We start from the raw sequence: 17361 nt of genomic DNA, 5'->3' as shown, positions 1-17361 counted from the left end.
AACGTCCTTCAAAGAACTCGACCGGACATCGCTTTCGGAGAGTCGATGCCCAGGAGGTGGAGGCAGGTCGGTGCGATGTCGCGGAGGTCGCCGGACCGGGCCGGTTCGCGGCCGGCCCCCAGCACCCACAGGGGTACACGGTTGGTCGTGTGCCGCGTGTGGGGCGTGGCGCCGTCCTCCTCGCGCATGCGCTCCGCGTTGCCATGATCTGCGGTGATCACCATGAACACGCCGTGCTCGCGCGCGGCGGCCGCAAGCTCGGCCACGCACCCGTCGACGGTCTCGGCGGCCCGGCGTACGGCGTCGTAGTTGCCGGTGTGTCCCACGGTGTCGACATTGGCGAGGTTGGCGACCATCAACTGGGCTTCGCCCGTGCTGATTTCAGCCAGCAGCTCATCGGTGATACTGCGGGCCGACATCTCCGGGGCCTGGTCGAACGAGGGAACGTCGGTCCGGCTCTCCACAAGGACGTGCCGCTCACCCGGTTCAAGGTCCTGGGTGTAGCCGTTGAGGAGATACGTGACGTGCCCGAACTTCTCCCGTTCGGCCACGTGCAGCTGCTTCAGACCAGCAGCGGCAACCGCCTGCGCCAGCGTACCCTCCAGTCGGCCCGGATCGAACACCACCGGTACCGCGATGTCGTCACTGTACTTCGTCATGGTGGTGAGGGAGTGACCGGATCCTGCCAGCACGACGGCGAGTTGACGCAGGCCGTCAGGGCGGAAGTTGGTCATGACGATCTCGTCGCCGGGCGCGATCCTGGGCGCGTCGAGCACGACGGGCAGCAGGTTCTCGTCGGTCGCCCCGCCGTCGTACTGCTCCCGCACGGCGGCACGCCAGTCCGGCACGGGTGCGGGCCCGTCCCCGGTCAGCGCGGCGACGACCGCCGCGGTTCTCTCGGTGCGCCCAGAGCGGTCCATGGCGAAGGACCGCCCGACGACCGTGGCCAGCCGGGCGCCGCGTTTCACCAGACCTGACACATCTTCAATCACACTGCGAGCAGGAACATCCCGCCCGTCGCTGACGGCGTGGACGTAGGTGCGGTCCGACCAGCCGAACTCCTCGGCCAGGTCCAGCACGGCCGCGATGTGATCGACGTGGCCGTGCGCGCCGCCGGTCGAGGCGATGCCGATGACGTGCACCGCGGATCTCGACCCGATCGCTCTCTCGAAGACCGAGGCCAGCTCCGGTCTGCTGCGGAATCCGTCGCCCGCGATGGTCCGGTCGATCACGACGGCCGCCTGCGGGATGGTTCTCCCCGCACCGATCGTGAGGTGCCCCACCTCGGAGTTGCCCACCTGACCGGCCGGCAGGCCGACCACTTCCCCCGACGCCTCGAGCAGGGCCGGAGGGGATTGCTCGGCCAGTGCCGAGATAAAAGGAATATGAGCTTCCAACAGCGGATTATGGGGGCCCTCTGGGGCCCATCCAAAACCGTCCAGCACCAGCAAAAGAACGCGCGGATTCGCGCCATCCATGCACTGCCCCCGTATGTCGATCTGAACCGTTGGTGCGGTTCCAGCAAGATCTCCAGCCAAGCCTGCGTGATTGATCGCCGGACGTCAAGGAGGTTAATTCCATGTTCACCGCGGGGGGAAATTTCCACCCACACCCATAAATTACCCCATTTTCCGGCGGGGTCGGTGAAATCGAAAGGAAGCAGGGAGCAGTTGACGGCCAAACCAGACACTGCTTAAATCTGCCACTGATCATCTTGGTGGCCGTGCGGCTGGACTTCCGATCCCCGGCTGCTTTTCCCTCGTCGCCACAGTGCACCCCTTCGGGCCCGCCTCCGTTGCGAAATCCCGGTGCCGTCAATTCCCTTCAGGGCGATTCACCCCGAGCGGTCGCCCGCGATTGACGCGCACCTCCCTCATGCCCCGCGTACTGCTCTAGGAGCTTCCTTGACCGCGCAGTTGAACCACAGTGACGGACCTCACGGCGCGCCCGTCGCCAGGCACCTCGTCTTCGTCGACGCCGCGCACCAGTACTCGATGGCGGCCACGCCCGGCGCGCCGGTCCTGGTGGCCGAGCTCGCCCCCGAGAAGGGCGGCGGACCTGCTGCGATGGAGTTCCTCCGCAGGGAGGACACGGCCACCAGAACGGTCACCGTGCTGACCGGGGCGGGCGCGGAGCTGACCCTCGCACCGCCGACCGAGCCGCTCGCCTCCTGGGCGGCAACCGCGTTCACGGCAGAGTTCGAGGAGTATCTGCGGGCGACCGGAATACCGGAGGCAAAGGATCCGGAAATTTCCGAGGCCGGCCTTTCGGCACTGGGCGCTCTCCTTGTTCTGCGTACGCACACCAGGCCCGAGGAGTCGTACACGGAAGTCCTCGTGTGTGCACGCGTCCGCAGCATCGGCACGCTCTTCACAAGAGTGACACAATTCGCGCACGCGGCGAGCACGGGTATCGCCGAACTCACACACCGCGCACTCGCCGCCGCCGATTGCCTGCAGGATTACGTGCGCATCGAGAACACCGCGTACCTCAACCCCGAATCAGGTATCGAGATCGAGCAGAAGCTGAACCTGCTCGACGAGGTGTCCATCTGGGACCTGAGCAAGCGGGTATGGGGCGCGGTCGACCGCGGCGAGTTCCCCGGATTCATCACCGATCCCGGCTACGAACTCACCCGCTGGCACTTCGTCCAGCACAACTTCGAGGTGCTGGCACCGGCCGGTGAAATCGGTCACATAGCGTTCCAGGCGAACCCGGACAGCCGTTACCAGCTCAAGATCAAGAAGTTCCCCGCGGACGCGCTGCGCCGCGAGGAGTCCTTCGTGAAGGGCGTGGAGGTCGAGGACGGCGACTTCGAGGGGTACCTGGCGCGCACGTACCCGGGCCTGACGGTGCGCCAGCTGCCAAGCTTCCGCCGTACCCGGTTCGACGTCAACGTCCAGTCCCTCGCCACCGGTCACTGCTTCGGCATCGAGACGGACGAGGTCACCGTCCCGGACCACGCCGGCCGCAAGCTGAAGCAGGTCGAGATGGAGTACCTGGAGACCCGCCGCCACGCCGGCATGGACGCGACGACCATCGACGCCGACATGGACCGGCTCACCTCCCTCGTCGAGCGGTACCTCGCCGACCAGGGCATCACCACCGAGCGCACCTTCTACTCCAAGCTCTCCTTCCTGCGCGACTGCCTGGAGGGTCCTGCCGCGGAGGCCGCCAGGGCCTGACCCAACGTGCCGGGCCCGGCGGGCCCGGCGCCATCCCGGCCCTCCCGGTCCCGGCCCGCCCGGTCCCGACGCGGCGCCGCGGTCCGGACGGCGGCTGGCGACACCCTCATCGCTACTCAACACCAGCAGAACCATAAGGACGGCCAGTGTGAAGACAAGTCGAAGGAGAGTCCGCTCCTTTCGCGACATCACTCACCACACCATCGACGTGCGACGCCCCGTCGTCACCCTGTTCAGCGGCGGCCTGGACAGCACCTACCTCCTGCACAGGCTGGTCCAGGCCGGAGCCACCGAGGTACATGCCGTGAGCGTGGGCCTGGGCAGCGACGAAGAGCCTGCCGAGATCCAGCAGATCGCCGACACCCTCGGGGTGCGCCTGCACGCGATCGACGCGCGGACGCGCTTCGTCGACGAGTTCGTCCGGCCCGCCATCGCCGCGCACGCCATCTACCTGGACACGCACCCGATCAGCTCCTCGCTGAGCCGCCCACTGATCGCCGAGACCGCGGTCGGCGTGGCCCGGGAACTGGGTGCCCCCCTCATCCTGCATACTGCCAACCGCTCGCAGAACACCCTGCAGCGCATCAACGGCGCGCTCGAACTCCTCGGCTTCGAAGGTGAGTTCGGCAGCCCGTACGACCTGGAACCGGTGAGCCGGGAGCAGAAGAAAAAGGAGCTCCAGTCCATCGGGCTGGACCAGATGGCCGAACGCTCCGTCAGCGGCGACTCCAACCTGTGGTGCCGTGAGTTCGAGTCCGGCGTGCTCGACGACCCCGAGGACCACGACGTCCCGGAGGAGTACTACCGCTGGACCGCGCGGCGCGACGCCCCCGTGTCGGCGGAGTACGTCGAGGTCGGCTTCCGTGCCGGCGTACCGGTGTCCGTGAACGGCCGCGAACTGCCCCTCATCGACATCATCGAGCAGCTGAACCGGACCGTGGGCGCCCACGGCCTCGGCCGCTACACCGGCCTGGAGCACCTGCCGGGCGGCGTGAAGGTCCTGGAGGTGCGCGAGATGCCTGCCGCCAGGCTGCTGCTCGCCTCCCGCCGCCACCTGGAAACCGCGGTGCTCGACTCCGAGACCCTCCGCGAGAAGCTCCACATCGAGCAGATTTGGGTGCGCGAGGCCCTGGAGGGCCGCTGGTTCGGCGAACTGCGGGCGGCCAGCGAGGCGTTCATCGGCCGGCTCAGCTCCGCCCTCACCGGCACGGTCACCTGGCGGCTCGCGGACGGGCGGCTCGCCACGAGCTCCATCGTCGCGGCGGACCCCCGGTACGTCCGCAGCAGGGAGGACTGGGAGGAAGTCTCCGTCAGGCAGGAGCTGTCGCACTGCGGCGGTAGCCCGGACGACCGGATCGGAATCGCGCAATGGTAGACGTCCAGCACACCACCAGCCTGACGGTGCCGGGCCCGGACCTCTCGGGCCGGCGCCTCGTGGTCATCGACTCCGACGTGCCCACCGCGCGTACCGCGCACGCGCTCGGCTGCCACACCGTGTTCGTCCAGCAGCCGGGCTCCCCTGTACCGGACCTGGTCGACGACCAGTCCGGCTACTACTCGGTCGACTTCACCGGTGAGCTGTTCCCGGGCTTCGTCACGGACGTACTGGCCCCGCTGGCCCCCACCGCGGTCGTCTCGCTCAGCGCAGCGGGGCTGGGGGCGGCCGCCCTGGCGGGCGCGCTCCTCGGCACCCCGGGCCTCCGGCCCGAGGTGCTCGCCGGGCTGGCCGGCGTGTCCCCCACCGCCACCGGGCCGGCCGGCCGCGAGGTGATCCTGCACGCCTTCTCCATGGACGGCGACCACCGGCTGCTGGCCGTGACACCGCGGCCCACCGCGTCCGCGGCGCAGGCCGAGCCGCCGCTAACCCCGCACGAGCAGGTCGCCGCCGCGGCGGCACTCGGCTCCCACCTCGACGGCGCCGGCCTGCTGAACGGGCCCTCCCGCACCCGCGCCCGGGTGTCCGGCGACGCGGTCCACGTGATCGCCACCCGCCCGTATCCCGGCAGCCCCGATGAGGCGGCGCTGGTGCGCCGCGCGACCGGGATCGACCTGACCCGCTGGGCCCTCGGCTGGCCCCTCGGCCTCCGGGAGGCCCACTGCACGGTGTCCGACCGGAGCCTGGAGACGAGCGCCTGATGACTCCCACCGCACTGTTCATCAACAAGCACCCGTACGCGCACTTCAACCGGGGCGGCACCTACATCCTGCCGACCGACGAGGTCGACATCCACCTGGTGACGCGCAACCAGTTCCACGGCGGCGTCGCGGGTCTCGCCGACCATCCGCTCGCCCACGTGTCGCTGTGTGACGCGGAGGAGGAGGACCGCTGGCGGGCGATCTGCGAATGGACGCTGCGCAACCACCGCATCGACCGCGTCATCGCCGTGCACGAGCGGGCCGTCCTGCTGGCCGCCGAGCTGCGGACCAAGTTCTCCCTGCCGGGCATGGGCCACGCCACCGCCACCCGCTTCCGCGACAAGGTGGTCATGAAGGAGGCGGTCCGCGCCTGCGGGGCGGCGAAGGTGCCCGGGTTCTCCGCCCTCGACAGCGCCGCGGACCTGGAGAACGTCGACTGGAGCACCGGGCGGAAGGTCATCAAGAGCCGCCTGGGGCTGGCCGCCAAGGACCTCTACATGGTCGACACGCTGGAGGAGGCCCGTACGCTGGTGGCCGGCCTGGACCTGTCCGGGTCCCACTACGAGATCGAGGACTTCGTCACCGGCCAGATCTACCACTGCGACTCGGTCGTCAAGGACGGCGAGATCCTCTTCACCAGCGTCGGGAAGTACCTCGCGGATCCGGCAGGCTACTCGCCCGGCGGCATTTTCGGCACCGTACTCGTCCGCGAGGGCGAGCTGCAGCAGCGCATCAACGAGCTCAACACGGCCGTCCTCAGGGGCCTGGGCCTCCAGGACGGCACCGCCCACCTGGAGCTGTTCCACACCCCCGCCGACGAACTCGTCTTCTGCGAGGTCGCGGGCCGGCCGCCGGGCGGCATCATCCCGCCGGTGATCCAGTGGCAGTACGGGTTCAACATCGTCGAGACCCAGATCAGACTGGACACCGGTCTCGACATCTCCCTGGGCCCCGCCCCGGCCTCCGAGACCGGCGGGACCTGCGGATTCATCGCCTTCTACCCGGGCGGCAGCGACGAACTCGGCGTCGACCCAGCCGAGTTCGCGGACCTGGGCATCGTGGAGCACATCGGCCACCGGGGGGCGGGGAACGGACGCGGCGGCGTCCGCCACTCCACCGACTTCCTCGACGCCTATGTGGTCAAGGCCCCCGACGACGCGGAGCTCCTGCGTCGCATCGCGCGCGTCGAGGAGACCTACCGCCGCTGAGGCGGTACGGGACTCCCCCAGCGCAGTGCCAGCACGATCCCTCTCTGGACGAAAGACGAGCAATGACCGACTTTGATTTCCTCGGCATCGGTGTGGGCCCGGCGAACTTGAGCCTCGCCGCGCTGGCCGCCCCCGTGACCGAGCTGACCGCCGAGTTCCTCGAGGCGAAGCCGGAGTTCCGGTGGCACCCCGGGCTCATGCTCCCCGACTCCCAGCTCACCGTGACCTTCTTCCGGGACCTGGTCACGCTGGTCGATCCGACGAGCCGGTTCTCGTTCCTGAACTTCCTCGTGCAGGACGGGCGGGCGTTCCGGTTCCTGGAGGCCAACGGCCTCGGCTGCTCGCGCCGCGAGTTCGAGCAGTACTTCCAGTGGGCCGCGGCGCAGCTGCCGTCCGTCCGCTTCGGCACCCCCGTGGAGTCGGTGACCCTGTCCGGTGAGGGCTTCGAGGTCACCTCGCCGGGCGGTGATGTCCGTACGACCCGTACCCTCGTCCTGGGTTCGGGATCCGAACCCCACCTGCCGGACTTCGCCAAGCCGTTCGCGAGCGACTCGGTCCTGCACAGCAGCAAGCTGACCGCGGTCCGCCCCGAGTGGAAGGGCCGCCGGGTCCTGGTCGTGGGCGCGGGCCAGAGCGGCGCCGAGGTCGTCAGCCACCTGCTCTCCGACGAGAACGCGCTGCCGTCCTCCCTCACCTGGACGTCGGGCCGGATCGGCTTCCAGCCCCTGGACGACTCCCCGTTCACCAACGAGTGGTTCGCGGCGCCCTTCGTCGACTACTTCAACGGCCTCTCCGACCGGCGCCGTGCCGAGATCCTGCGCGAGCAGAAGGACGCGGGCGGCGACGGGATCACCGACGAGCTCCTCACGTCGGTCTACCGCCGTCTGTACCACCTCGACATGGTGCTGGACTCGCAGATGCGGCACTGCCTCCTGCCGTCGCGCCGGGCCGTCGGCCTGGAGCGGGACGGCTCCCACTACGTCGCGGAGCTGCTCGACGTCAACCACGACTCGGTGCAGAGGCTCCCGGTCGACCTGGTGATCTTCTGCACCGGGTACCGGCGGGGCATCCCGGAGTACCTCAAGCCGCTGCACGACCGGCTGCGGCTCGTCGACGGCGACTTCGCCATCCGCCCGGACTACACCATCGACTTCGACGGCCCCGAGGACCTGAAGATCTACATCCAGGGCCTCGCGGAGCGCACACACGGAATCGCCGACAGCCTGCTCAGCCTGGCGTCGTGGCGCAGCGCCCGCATCCTGAACTCGATTGCCGGCTGCGAGATTCACCGCGTCGACAACACCACGACCACGGTGGCCTGGCAGTAATTTTCGGCTCCGGTGTCCCGCCCGGGCAGTGCGCCGATCCGGCCGCCTGCCCGGCCAGGGGAGCCACCCATGCGTCGAGCCGGACGACCAATCCAACGAGGGGATCATGACCACCAGCAACGCGGCAGTCAAGCCTTTGTTCGAGCGGACAAGAGTCTCGCAGACCGACGAGACGGTCTTCGTCCTGAAACTGGTGGTCGCGGGGGCCATCGGTGTCTTCGGCGGATTCCTGACCCTGACCTGCGGGTGGCTCGGCACATCCGTCGGCGTGTTCCTGCTCGCGGCGATCTACACGCACATGGTCGAGCTCCAGCACCAGTGCCTGCACCATTCGTCGTTCCGGCGCAGCGGCTTGCACCGGCCGGTCGGCATCGCGCTGGGGCTGCCCCTGCTGACCGCCTACAGCCACTACCGCGTCCAGCACCTCCAGCACCACAAGTACCTGGGCACGCCGCACGATTCGGAGTTCTTCGGCTTCGACACGCGCAAGCCGCTGACGTGGGGCGCCCTACTGCGCAGCACGCTGAGCCCAAAGCGCCTGTTCCAGGTCGCCGTCGACGTCGTCAAGAGCTGCGCGGGCACGTGGACCTACACCCGCGGCAAGATCGGCGACCGCCCGAGGAAGCAGATCATCGCGGAGTACCGCCTCTTCGCCCTGGCCATCGCGGCCGCCGTGGCCCTCGGCTTCGCCGGCTACGGCCGCGCGGTACTCGTCCTGTGGACGATACCCCTCCTCATATCGATCCCGATCCACTTCCTGCTGGAACTGCCGGAGCACGTGCTGTGCGACACCAGCAGCACGGACGTTCTGCGCAACACCCGTACGATCAGCGGCAGTTGGTTCAGCCAGTGGTACACCAACGGCAACAACTTCCACGTCGAGCACCACGCCGCCATGGTCGTACCCATCAACCGCCTCGCCGAACGCCACCCCTTGGCCCGCGAACTGGCCACCCACACCGAGCAGAGCTACGTGGCCTTTTACCTGAAGGTGGCCCGCGAGGCCCACCGCAACACCCGCCACCGCACGGCCTGACAGCCACCCCCCACCCCACCCTTCGGGCCCGGTACGCCCCCGTCCTCCGCGACGGGGCCGGCGCCACCGGGTCCGAAGGCATGCCCCGACCCGGTCGTCCGAGCGGATCCGCCGTTCGCAACCCGGCGGGCGCGCGGACGCCGCCGGGTGCACCAGCCGGGTCGGCGAATCCGTCGAGGTCCGGATGAAGGCGTAGGCCGGCCACGCGGCCAGGGACGATGCGCAACGGTTCAGACACCGCCCGTGGATGCTGTCGTACGCGCGCCGGCTGGCCCTCCGGGCGCGGAACGGCTCTCCGGTCGCGTAGACGTGTTCGATCTTCCCGAAGAGGTCGCTGGCGGAGGCCGCCATGGGGTACGCCTCGAGCAGAAGCGCCCCGCTGACGGAGCTGCCCGGCCGGCCCGCAGGATCGAGGAAGCGGCTGTTGGCGTGGCGGATGCGGAAGTCGGTGAGATGCCCGTCGGCGTCGAGGTGCGGGACGAGAACGAGTGCCGGATCGTGCAGTCCTTCGGTCAGCTCCACGAGCTCGAGGATGCCGTCGGGCTCCCGGGCCGCCGGGAGGCCGACGGCATTGGACGGGGCGGTCTCCAGCGTTTCGGCGCACAGCTCCGCCAGAGCGTCGAGCTGCCGTTCGACGGCGGGCGCGTTGTCCGGAAGGGACTGGGGCCAGCAGATCTCCAGTACGCCGTGGATTCTGCCCCCGGTCCCCGCCGGCAGGGCGACTCGGCCTCCTGCCGGCGTCCGGTGGTGGCCGATGGACCGGTAGGAACAGTGGTCGTGCGACAAAATACGAGGCAGCGTACTACTTCGGCGCCGCCGCACCGCCGCGGTGAAGACTCGTTCGGGTGGCCACTTAGCCGTCCAGGCCCGATCCACCGGAGGCCGACGGAAGGACGCCCCCGGCGCCGAACCGCTCAGAGGCTCTGCTCGCCGGTCAACGTCTCCCCGACAGCATTTTAGGCTTGCCCTCTCAGGTCGGGTCGTGCGGCCGGTTCCGTCCTGATCATCCGCCCGCATGGCCGCACGGAACCGTGGTGAAGAGCGGGCGCGTGTTTGACGGCATGACGGGTAGGCGCGAGCTGGGAGCAGGGGCGAGGTCATTGGGATCCCGTGCCGAGGCGGTGGCAATGCGGCGCTCGGACGCACACCTGGTGCACGCCGGCTACAGCCTGGGCGGAGACATCGGCTGCATCGCCGAGCCTGTCACCACGCCGCCGCCTTCCTCGACCACGCCGGCACCGCCCACAACCTGTCTGTTTCCCCACGTGTGCGGGACCTCACCCAACTGGTCGTCAGCGAACTGGTGACCAGCGCCTGCAAGTACGCCCCCGGCCCAGCGTGATGGAGCTGCGCATCACCACTCGTGCGGTGGAAGTCGCCGTGTGGGACAGCGATCCCACCGTTCCCACCGCCCGTGCAACCAATCCGGAGAGGATCGACCAGCATGGACTGGAGCTCGTCAAGGTGGTGACGCAGGACCTTTCCATCCAGCAGTTACCGGTGGGCAAGCGCGTCACGGCGTCCCTGCCCCTGCTCGACCCACCAGGCGCCCGGGCCACCCCACGCGGCAGCGACTGACCACACGGCGCAACCGGACGACTCTGAGTCAACGGCTGGGTCCCCCGTCATGGGCACATGGGGAAGGCCGGGCCGGCGCCACGCGCGCGCTGCTGTCGTACGCCCCGGGCAGCGGGAGTGGCCCCGGGCCGATGGGCCGGTGGAGTGGAAGGCTCCCCGACCGGTCTCACGCCGGGCAGAGATCAACGCATCCGTGCACGGGCTGCGCCAGAAGTACCGGTGTGCGGGTGAGCGCGAGCGTGAAGGGGTTGCGGATGCTTGAGGTGCAGCCAGCGATGACAGAATCGGGGTGCGTGGTGGAACCACGCACGGCTCTCGACGCCGCCGAGGCAGTCGGGACGGTGCTCGAGCAGCACCTCGAGACGGCGATGGGCCGCGCGCGGGACACGGACCCGCTGTTCGCCCGGGACGTGGCGGGGCACGTGAGCGGGTTCGTCAGGCGGGGCGGGAAGCGGCTGCGAACGGCGTTCACCTGGTGCGGCTGGCGAGCCGCTGGCGGCTCGGGTGACGCTTCGGAGGTCCTGCGCACGGGAGCCGCACTCGAACTCCTTCAGGCGTGCGCTCTCATACATGACGACCTGATGGACGGGTCGTCCCTGCGCCGGGGTGAGCCGGCGACGCATGTCGCCTTCGCCCGGCTGCACCGGGCGGAGCGGATGACCGGACCACCGAAGTCGTTCGCGGCCTCGGCGGCGGTGCTCGCCGGGGACCTGGCACTGGCATGGGCGGACGATCTGCTGACCGAGCTGGCACTCGACTCACCACACGGTCGTCAGATCCTTCTCGAGTGGCGGGCGATGCGCAGTGAAATGGTCGCCGGCCAATACCGCGACATCCACGCGCAGGCGGCAGGCACATCGTCGGATGTCGAGCACGCCCTGACCATCGCCACGCTCAAGAGCGCCCTCTACACCGTCGAGCGTCCCATGGCCCTGGGCGCCGCACTGGCCGCCGCTGACCAGTTCACTTTGCGCGCGTTGCGCTCGGCCGGCCGGTGCGCGGGGCTGGCCTTTCAACTTCGCGACGACCTGCTCGGCGCCTTCGGAGACCCGGCGCTCACGGGCAAGCCCGCCCTCGACGACCTGCGCATGGGCAAGCTCACCTACCTGCTCGCCGTCGCGCTGAGGCTCGCCGAGGCGACCGAGGACGAGGAGGCCACCGCCGTGCTCACCCCGAGCGGGGCTCACCGGACGGAAGACACCGTGGAACGGATGCGGGTGGCGCTGGAGCGGACCGGAGCCCGTGCCGCCGTGGAGTCGCGGATCGCGGAACTGACCGCCACGAGTGTGTGCCACTTCGCGACGGCCTGTGCAGAACGGGAGGTACGACGAGACTTCGCCACGCTGGTCGAACGAGCCTCGGGCGTCCCCCTGGACCCCACCGGGGAGGGCGTGTGAGAACGGTGGCGGGTCCCACCGACCATGTGGTCGTCGTGGGCGCCGGACTGTCCGGCCTGGCCTGCGCCCTTCACCTGCTCGGCGCCGGTCGCCGGGTAACGGTCGTTGAACGGGATGCCGGGCCTGGGGGCCGGGCAGGACGTATCCAGGCCGGCGGCTATCACCTGGACACCGGCCCCACGGTGCTGACGATGCCGCATCTCGCCGACGAGGCGTTCGCGGCGGTCGGTGACAGCCTCGACCGCCACGTCGAACTGGTGGCCCTGCACCCGGCGTACCGGGCCTGCTTCGCGGACGGGACGTCCCTTGATGTTCACACCGACGGCGAGGCAATGGAGGCCGAGGTCCGGCGGTTCGCCGGCCCCTCGGAGGCCGCGGGCTACCGCAGGCTCCGGGGGTGGCTGGAGCGGCTCCATCGGGCGCAGATGCGGCGCTTCATCGACACGAACTTCGACTCCCCATTCGGGCTCCTGCACAAAGACCTTGCACGGCTCGCTGCGCTTGGCGGCTTCGGACGCCTGGACCGCCGGATCGGCCGCTTCCTCACCGACACCCGGCTGCAGCGTGTCTTCTCCTTCCAGTCGCTCTATGCCGGTGTGGCACCGGCCCGGGCTCTCGCGGCCTACGCGGTGATCGCCTACATGGACACCGTGGCCGGTGTCTGGTTCCCGCGGGGAGGGATGTACGCGCTGCCCCGCGCCATGGCCGACGCCGCGGCCCGGGCGGGCGCGGACCTGAGGTGGGCAGCCGAGGCGGCCAGTCTGGAACGGTCGGCCGGCCGGGTACGCGCCGTACGCCTGGCATCGGGTGAACGCGTTCCCTGCGATGCCGTCGTGCTGAGCTGTGAACTGCCTGCCGCCCACGCACTGCTGGGACGTGCGCCCCGACGGCCTCTGCGGCTGCGGCACTCCCCCTCCGCTGTCGTCCTCCACGCCGGGACTGACCGCACCTGGCCAGGGCTCGCCCATCACACGCTCTCCTTCGGTGCCGCATGGGAGCGCACCTTCGATGAACTCACCCGAACAGGGTCGTTGATGAGCGACCCCTCGCTGCTGATCACCCGGCCGACCACGCACGATCCCGCCCTGGCGCCGCCCGGCAGACACCTCCACTACGTCCTGGCCCCCTGCCCCAACACGGCTGTCGGCCCCTCAGCACCCGCCTGGCGGAACCTGGGCACACGCTACCGGGACAGCCTGGTCGCCGAGTTGGAACGCCGAGGTCTCGACGGATTCGCGGACAGCGTCCGGGAAGAACTCCTGGTGACCCCGCTCGATTGGACCGCACAGGGCCATGCGGCGGGCAGTCCGTTCTCGGTATCCCACACCTTCGCCCAGACGGGTCCGTTCCGTCCGCGCAACCTCGTGCGCGGGCTGGACAACGCGGTACTGGCCGGCTGCGGGACCACGCCCGGTGTCGGCGTCCCGACCGTGCTCATCAGCGGCAAGCTCGCCGCCGCGCGCATCACCGGAGGCCCGCAGGGCCCTGCCCCCCGATGCGGCCTGCCCCAGCCGCCGGCCGTCCCGCTCACCCCGACCGTGGCAGGTACCGATGACCCGTCGTGAACTGGACGCCGCCGGGATCACCGATCCCGCCCTGCGCGCCGCCTACACCCAGTGTCGGCGGCTCAACGCCCGTCACGGAAAAACCTACTTCCTGGCCACTCGTCTGCTGCCGCCGGAACGCCGCTCGGCAGTCCACGCGCTGTATGGCTTCGCGCGCCGGGCGGACGACATCGTGGACGACCTCGGCGGGCACCGGACACCCGACGAGCGCGACCGGCTGCTGCAGAGCCTCGAGAACGACCTCGCGCACGGGCTTCGCACCGGCGAGGGGGAGGAACCCGTGGTGCGAGCCTTGGCTGACACGGCCGAGCGATACGCCATCGAGCCCGCGCTGTTCACCGACTTTCTGGGATCGATGCGTGCCGACCTGACCGTGACGGACTATCCGACCTACGCCGATCTGCGGACCTACATGCACGGCTCGGCCGCGGTGATCGGCCTTCAGATGCTGCCTGTGCTCGGCACGGTCGTGCCTCGCGAGACGGCCGCGCCGCACGCCGCGGCCCTGGGAGTGGCGTTCCAGCTCACCAACTTCCTGCGGGACGTGGGTGAGGATCTGGACCGGGGCCGCGTGTACCTGCCCGGGGATCTGCTCGCCGCTCATGGTGTGGACCGGCCGCTGTTGGAGTGGTGCCGGCGCACAGGACACCCTGATTCGCGAATCCGCGGAGCGCTCGTCGCCGCCGAAGCCATGACGAGGAACGTGTACCGGGAGGCGGAGCCCGGAATCGACATGCTGGAACCCCGGGTACGCCCCTGCATCCGCGCCGCGTTCACCTTGTACGGCGGGATCCTCGACGCGATCGCGGACCGCGGCTACACCGTGCTGCACCAACGTGCTGTGGTGTCATGCCGACGGCGTGTGGCGACGGCCGCGGCGGGGGTGGCGCGCGTGGTGGGGGCGCGGTTGCGCGCCCGCGTCGCCGTTACGGCACCCGTGGCAGACGGCGCGGCGCTTCAGTGGAAGGGGCCGGGGCAGTGAGCGGTGGGACGGACGGGGCCCGTTGGCGACCGCCGTTGCGGCGGCGGCGCGGACCCGACTGGGCGTCGCAGGAGCCGACCTGGCGGAAGGCTCGTCCCACGCTGATCGCCGGCGCGCTCAAACGCGCCTCGGCGCGCCCCTCGGGCAACTGGTTCGTCGTCGGTGCGTCCCGGGACATGCGTGCCGGCGATCGTCCGTACGGTAGGACGGTGAGCGGTGTCGAGCTCGTGCTGTGGCGCTCGGACACCGGTGGACTGCACGCGGGTCCCGGCGCCTGCCCTCATCTCGGTGCCCCGCTGCGCGACAGCCGCGTGGTGTGCGGCACCCTGGTGTGCCACTGGCACGGACTGGTGCTCGACGGCAGCACCTTCGCGGGGTGGGAGGCCTACCCCGTGCACGACGACGGGGTACTCGTGTGGGTGCGACTGGACGCGGTCGGCGGCGAGGAGCCGTCCCCGTGCCCCGTGGTACCCGAGCGCCCTGCGGCGGGCAGCGGGGTGGCTGCCGTGTTCACCACGGTGGGGCGGTGCGAACCGCAGGACGTGGTGGCCAACCGTCTCGACCCGTGGCACGGCTCGTGGTTCCACCCCTATTCTTTCGTGGACCTGTCCGTGGTCCGGGAGCCGGAGGTCCACGGAGACGACGCCTTCGTCGTCGATGTCTGCTTCCGTGTGACGAAGCGTCTGGTGGTGCCGGTGCGGGCCGAGTTCACCTCGCCGGGGCCGCGTACGGTCGTGATGCGCATCACCGATGGAGAAGGGGCGTCGTCGGTGGTGGAGACCCACGCCACGCCACTGACGGCTGAGGCCGTTGATCGGCCGCGTACCGCTGTCGTCGAGGCGGTCGTCGCTGCCTCGGACCGGCGCGGCTTCCGCATGGCCAGGTCCGCCGCCCCGGTGCTGCGTCCGCTGATGCGCCGCGCGGCAGGGCGCCTGTGGCGCGACGACCTGGCTTACGCCGAGCGGCGCTGGAGGCTGCGCAGCACAGGGCGATTCCCGGGATGACGGCGGGGGCGAGCTGGGCGGCTCACCTCGTCCACCACGATCCAGGTTGCGCGCCTCGAGGGGTCAGCCATGCTCGGGCCGGAGAGGTGCCCACCGAACCGGAGCCGCGCTCATGTTGGCTCCCGCACTGCGGCCGATGCTGTTCTCGCCTGCCGGTGCCGCCGGGCGCCCCGCGAGCCGAGCGCGGTAGGCGCCCGCCTCGGGAGGAGTCGGTACGCTCGCACCACCGCGTAGTTGTCCGTCCTGGTGACGTGTACGAGCTGTGCGCGGAGGCTGGTCGGGCAGCGGGTGTGCAGGCGGCCGCCTTGAGGGACCGGTCCCCTGACGGGTTTGACGGCGATCGCAGCCGCAGCCCCGTCAGTACACGCAGCGCGAGGACCGGCCGGGCACGGCGGCAAGGCTGTCGGGCCGAAACGGCCGGGGTTCAGGAGCGGCCTCCAGCGAGGGCGCCAAGCGCGCGCAGGGCTGGGGAGCGGCCCCTGCGCGGGACCGTCCAGAGCACCTGGCCCCGGACGCCCCAGGTGGCGAGCAGCGCGTTGGCCGCGAGAAAGCCCGTGGTGGCGGCGCGCTCCATCAGTGCCACGGGGAGTTCGCAGCGGATCGCGTCACCGGCCAGTGTCAGCCGGGGGTGGGGCGTGCGCACGGTGGGACGCCGGTGGTGCGAACCGACGAGGAAGAGCGGGCAGTCCGAGCGCCACTCGTGTCGGGAGTCGATGATGCGCGCCTCTCGTGTTTCCGGATACACCCGGTGCAGCCGGTCGACGAGGGTGCTCCGCAGGTGATCCGGTCGAGCGTCGGCGGCGGCGTAGGCGTGCAGCTCGACCACCGAACCTCCCTTCCTGGCGGCCCAACGGGCGGCCTCACCCTCGTAGCGTTCCAGGACGGTGACGTTGTCCAGGCCGTCGTACCCGCTGGTGCCCAGGAACCCGGGCCGGTCTGAGCGGACCGGCCGGTCGAGCCAGAGTCGTGAGACGAGAAACGGCGGCGCGATACGCAGCGCGGCGATGTCGTCGCGCCAGGAGGCGGTGCCGAGGCCGGGTGAGTCGGCGACGACCTGGCGCAGTCCAGCCGTGTCGAGGGCGAGTACCGCCGCGTCGTGCCGGTGGACACCGGTGTCGGTACGCAGCTCGACCCGTCCACCGGCGAGCAGGCGGATGGCCTGCGCGGATGTGCCGGTACGGACGACTGCTCCGTGGCGCTGGAGGTATTCGCCGAGCGGCTCCCACAGGGCTTGCGGGAAGGGTTCGTTCGGGACGTCGAACAGCAGACCCTCGGCAGAACCGAGGAAGTAGATGTGGAACATCAGCAGCAGTTCCGCGGCCGACAGTTCGCGCGGGTCGGCGAAGAAGCTCCGGGAGAAGATCTCGAACGCCAGATGGTGGGCTGCCTCGGGAAAGCGGATGCGTTCCAGGAATCGGGTCGCGCTGATCCGGTCGAAGCGCTGGTAGACCTCGGGCACCCGGACGTCAAGGAGTGGCAGTGCCGCCCGGGCGTTCATGGCTGCCAGGTCGCGCCAGTCGAAGGTCGGGCTCAGCGCGACGAATCCCAGAACGCTGAAGGGTGGGGTTCGCGGGACGCGGGCGAAACTGTCCGTCAGGCCGCCGCTGTGCAGCAGCGGGTAGTCGGGCAGCGGTGTGAGTCTGCTCAGATCGGGGTCGGTCCGCCGCAGCAGGCCGCGCAGGTTGTAGTACTGCCGGAAGAAGGCGTGGAAGCCCCGGCTCATCGTCGCTTCGGATCCGTCGGCCAGACGGATGCACCAGCCTGCGAGGCGGCCGCCGAGTGACTGCTGCCGCTCGTACACGCTCACATGGGCGCCGCGTTCGACGAGCAGGGTGGCTGCCGCGAGTCCGGCGATGCCGCCGCCGATCACGGCGACGGACGGTGCGTTGCCCTGCTCGAACCTGGGACGCCCGGGTCGGGGCATCAGAATCTCCGCCTTGCG

At 70.1% G+C, this 17361-nt stretch carries 13 protein-coding genes and 1 pseudogene; 11 read left to right on the top strand and 3 right to left on the bottom strand.

Annotated features, from left to right (window positions below; genetic code table 11):
• Positions 1-8: 8 nt before the first annotated feature.
• Entirely contained in the window at positions 9-1478 is a 1470-nt protein-coding gene (gene gpmI, locus ACFWI9_RS01705; RefSeq protein WP_387158242.1) for a 2,3-bisphosphoglycerate-independent phosphoglycerate mutase, read from the bottom strand.
• A gap of 426 nt (positions 1479-1904) precedes the next feature.
• Between gpmI and ACFWI9_RS01700 the strand changes: the two genes are divergently transcribed.
• From ACFWI9_RS01700 to ACFWI9_RS01675, 6 genes are all read left to right on the top strand, one after another.
• Entirely contained in the window at positions 1905-3185 is a 1281-nt protein-coding gene (locus ACFWI9_RS01700; RefSeq protein WP_387158241.1) for a hypothetical protein, read from the top strand.
• Positions 3186-3333: 148 nt separating this feature from the next.
• Positions 3334-4560, top strand: a complete 1227-nt coding sequence (locus ACFWI9_RS01695; RefSeq protein ID WP_387158240.1) for an argininosuccinate synthase-related protein — start codon at positions 3334-3336, stop codon at positions 4558-4560.
• Positions 4554-5321, top strand: a complete 768-nt coding sequence (locus tag ACFWI9_RS01690; protein WP_387158238.1) for a hypothetical protein — start codon at positions 4554-4556, stop codon at positions 5319-5321. The genes ACFWI9_RS01695 and ACFWI9_RS01690 overlap by 7 nt, the downstream gene beginning before the upstream one ends.
• The gene (locus tag ACFWI9_RS01685; RefSeq protein WP_387158236.1) at positions 5321-6529 is read left to right on the top strand and encodes an acetyl-CoA carboxylase biotin carboxylase subunit family protein; all 1209 of its coding nucleotides are present in this window, start codon (positions 5321-5323) and stop codon (positions 6527-6529) included. The genes ACFWI9_RS01690 and ACFWI9_RS01685 overlap by 1 nt, the downstream gene beginning before the upstream one ends.
• Positions 6530-6591: 62 nt before the next feature.
• On the top strand, positions 6592-7857 hold the full coding sequence (locus tag ACFWI9_RS01680) for a lysine N(6)-hydroxylase/L-ornithine N(5)-oxygenase family protein (RefSeq protein ID WP_387158235.1): 1266 nt from the start codon (positions 6592-6594) through the stop codon (positions 7855-7857).
• A gap of 106 nt (positions 7858-7963) precedes the next feature.
• Entirely contained in the window at positions 7964-8893 is a 930-nt protein-coding gene (locus ACFWI9_RS01675; RefSeq protein ID WP_387158233.1) for a fatty acid desaturase family protein, read from the top strand.
• Between the two features lie 258 nt (positions 8894-9151).
• Here the strand turns inward: ACFWI9_RS01675 and ACFWI9_RS01670 are convergent.
• Positions 9152-9652: pseudogene (locus ACFWI9_RS01670) on the bottom strand (antitermination regulator); the annotation flags it as partial.
• Positions 9653-10234: 582 nt separating this feature from the next.
• Here ACFWI9_RS01670 and ACFWI9_RS01665 point away from each other — a divergent pair.
• The 5 genes from ACFWI9_RS01665 (at position 10235) to ACFWI9_RS01645 (ending at position 15419) form a co-directional block, all read left to right on the top strand.
• A complete protein-coding gene (locus tag ACFWI9_RS01665; protein ID WP_387158231.1) occupies positions 10235-10471 on the top strand; it encodes an ATP-binding protein in 237 nt (78 codons plus the stop codon).
• Between the two features lie 254 nt (positions 10472-10725).
• The gene (locus ACFWI9_RS01660) at positions 10726-11868 is read left to right on the top strand and encodes a polyprenyl synthetase family protein (RefSeq protein ID WP_387158304.1); all 1143 of its coding nucleotides are present in this window, start codon (positions 10726-10728) and stop codon (positions 11866-11868) included.
• The gene (gene crtI, locus ACFWI9_RS01655) at positions 11865-13433 is read left to right on the top strand and encodes a phytoene desaturase family protein (protein ID WP_387158229.1); all 1569 of its coding nucleotides are present in this window, start codon (positions 11865-11867) and stop codon (positions 13431-13433) included. The genes ACFWI9_RS01660 and crtI overlap by 4 nt, the downstream gene beginning before the upstream one ends.
• Positions 13420-14415 (top strand): phytoene/squalene synthase family protein, encoded by a 996-nt coding sequence (locus ACFWI9_RS01650; RefSeq protein WP_387158227.1) that lies wholly within the window; start codon positions 13420-13422, stop codon positions 14413-14415. Before crtI ends, ACFWI9_RS01650 begins: the two co-directional genes overlap by 14 nt.
• A complete protein-coding gene (locus ACFWI9_RS01645; RefSeq protein ID WP_387158225.1) occupies positions 14412-15419 on the top strand; it encodes a DUF5914 domain-containing protein in 1008 nt (335 codons plus the stop codon). The genes ACFWI9_RS01650 and ACFWI9_RS01645 overlap by 4 nt, the downstream gene beginning before the upstream one ends.
• 424 nt (positions 15420-15843) lie before the next feature.
• Here the strand turns inward: ACFWI9_RS01645 and ACFWI9_RS01640 are convergent, their stop codons facing one another.
• Positions 15844-17343, bottom strand: coding sequence for an FAD-dependent oxidoreductase (locus ACFWI9_RS01640; RefSeq protein ID WP_387158302.1), 1500 nt, complete (start codon positions 17341-17343; stop codon positions 15844-15846).
• Between the last annotated feature and the right edge of the window lie 18 nt (positions 17344-17361).

Origin of the sequence: Streptomyces sp. NPDC127084 (assembly GCF_042724175.1) — a bacterium.
In the GTDB taxonomy this organism is placed as follows: Bacteria; Actinomycetota; Actinomycetes; order Streptomycetales; family Streptomycetaceae; genus Streptomyces.
This window is presented reverse-complemented; position numbering and strand designations above follow the sequence as displayed.

Bases quoted from the DNA above. Each gene is read 5' to 3' on its own strand.
- ACFWI9_RS01675 (WP_387158233.1), top strand. From the start codon at position 7,964: ATGACCACCAGCAACGCGGCAGTCAAGCCTTTGTTCGAGCGGACAAGA.
- gpmI (WP_387158242.1), bottom strand. From the start codon at position 1,478: ATGGATGGCGCGAATCCGCGCGTTCTTTTGCTGGTGCTGGACGGTTTT.
- ACFWI9_RS01650 (WP_387158227.1), top strand. From the start codon at position 13,420: ATGACCCGTCGTGAACTGGACGCCGCCGGGATCACCGATCCCGCCCTG.
- ACFWI9_RS01665 (WP_387158231.1), top strand. From the start codon at position 10,235: ATGGAGCTGCGCATCACCACTCGTGCGGTGGAAGTCGCCGTGTGGGAC.
- ACFWI9_RS01660 (WP_387158304.1), top strand. From the start codon at position 10,726: ATGCTTGAGGTGCAGCCAGCGATGACAGAATCGGGGTGCGTGGTGGAA.
- ACFWI9_RS01640 (WP_387158302.1), bottom strand. From the start codon at position 17,343: ATGCCCCGACCCGGGCGTCCCAGGTTCGAGCAGGGCAACGCACCGTCC.
- ACFWI9_RS01685 (WP_387158236.1), top strand. From the start codon at position 5,321: ATGACTCCCACCGCACTGTTCATCAACAAGCACCCGTACGCGCACTTC.
- ACFWI9_RS01680 (WP_387158235.1), top strand. From the start codon at position 6,592: ATGACCGACTTTGATTTCCTCGGCATCGGTGTGGGCCCGGCGAACTTG.
- ACFWI9_RS01690 (WP_387158238.1), top strand. From the start codon at position 4,554: ATGGTAGACGTCCAGCACACCACCAGCCTGACGGTGCCGGGCCCGGAC.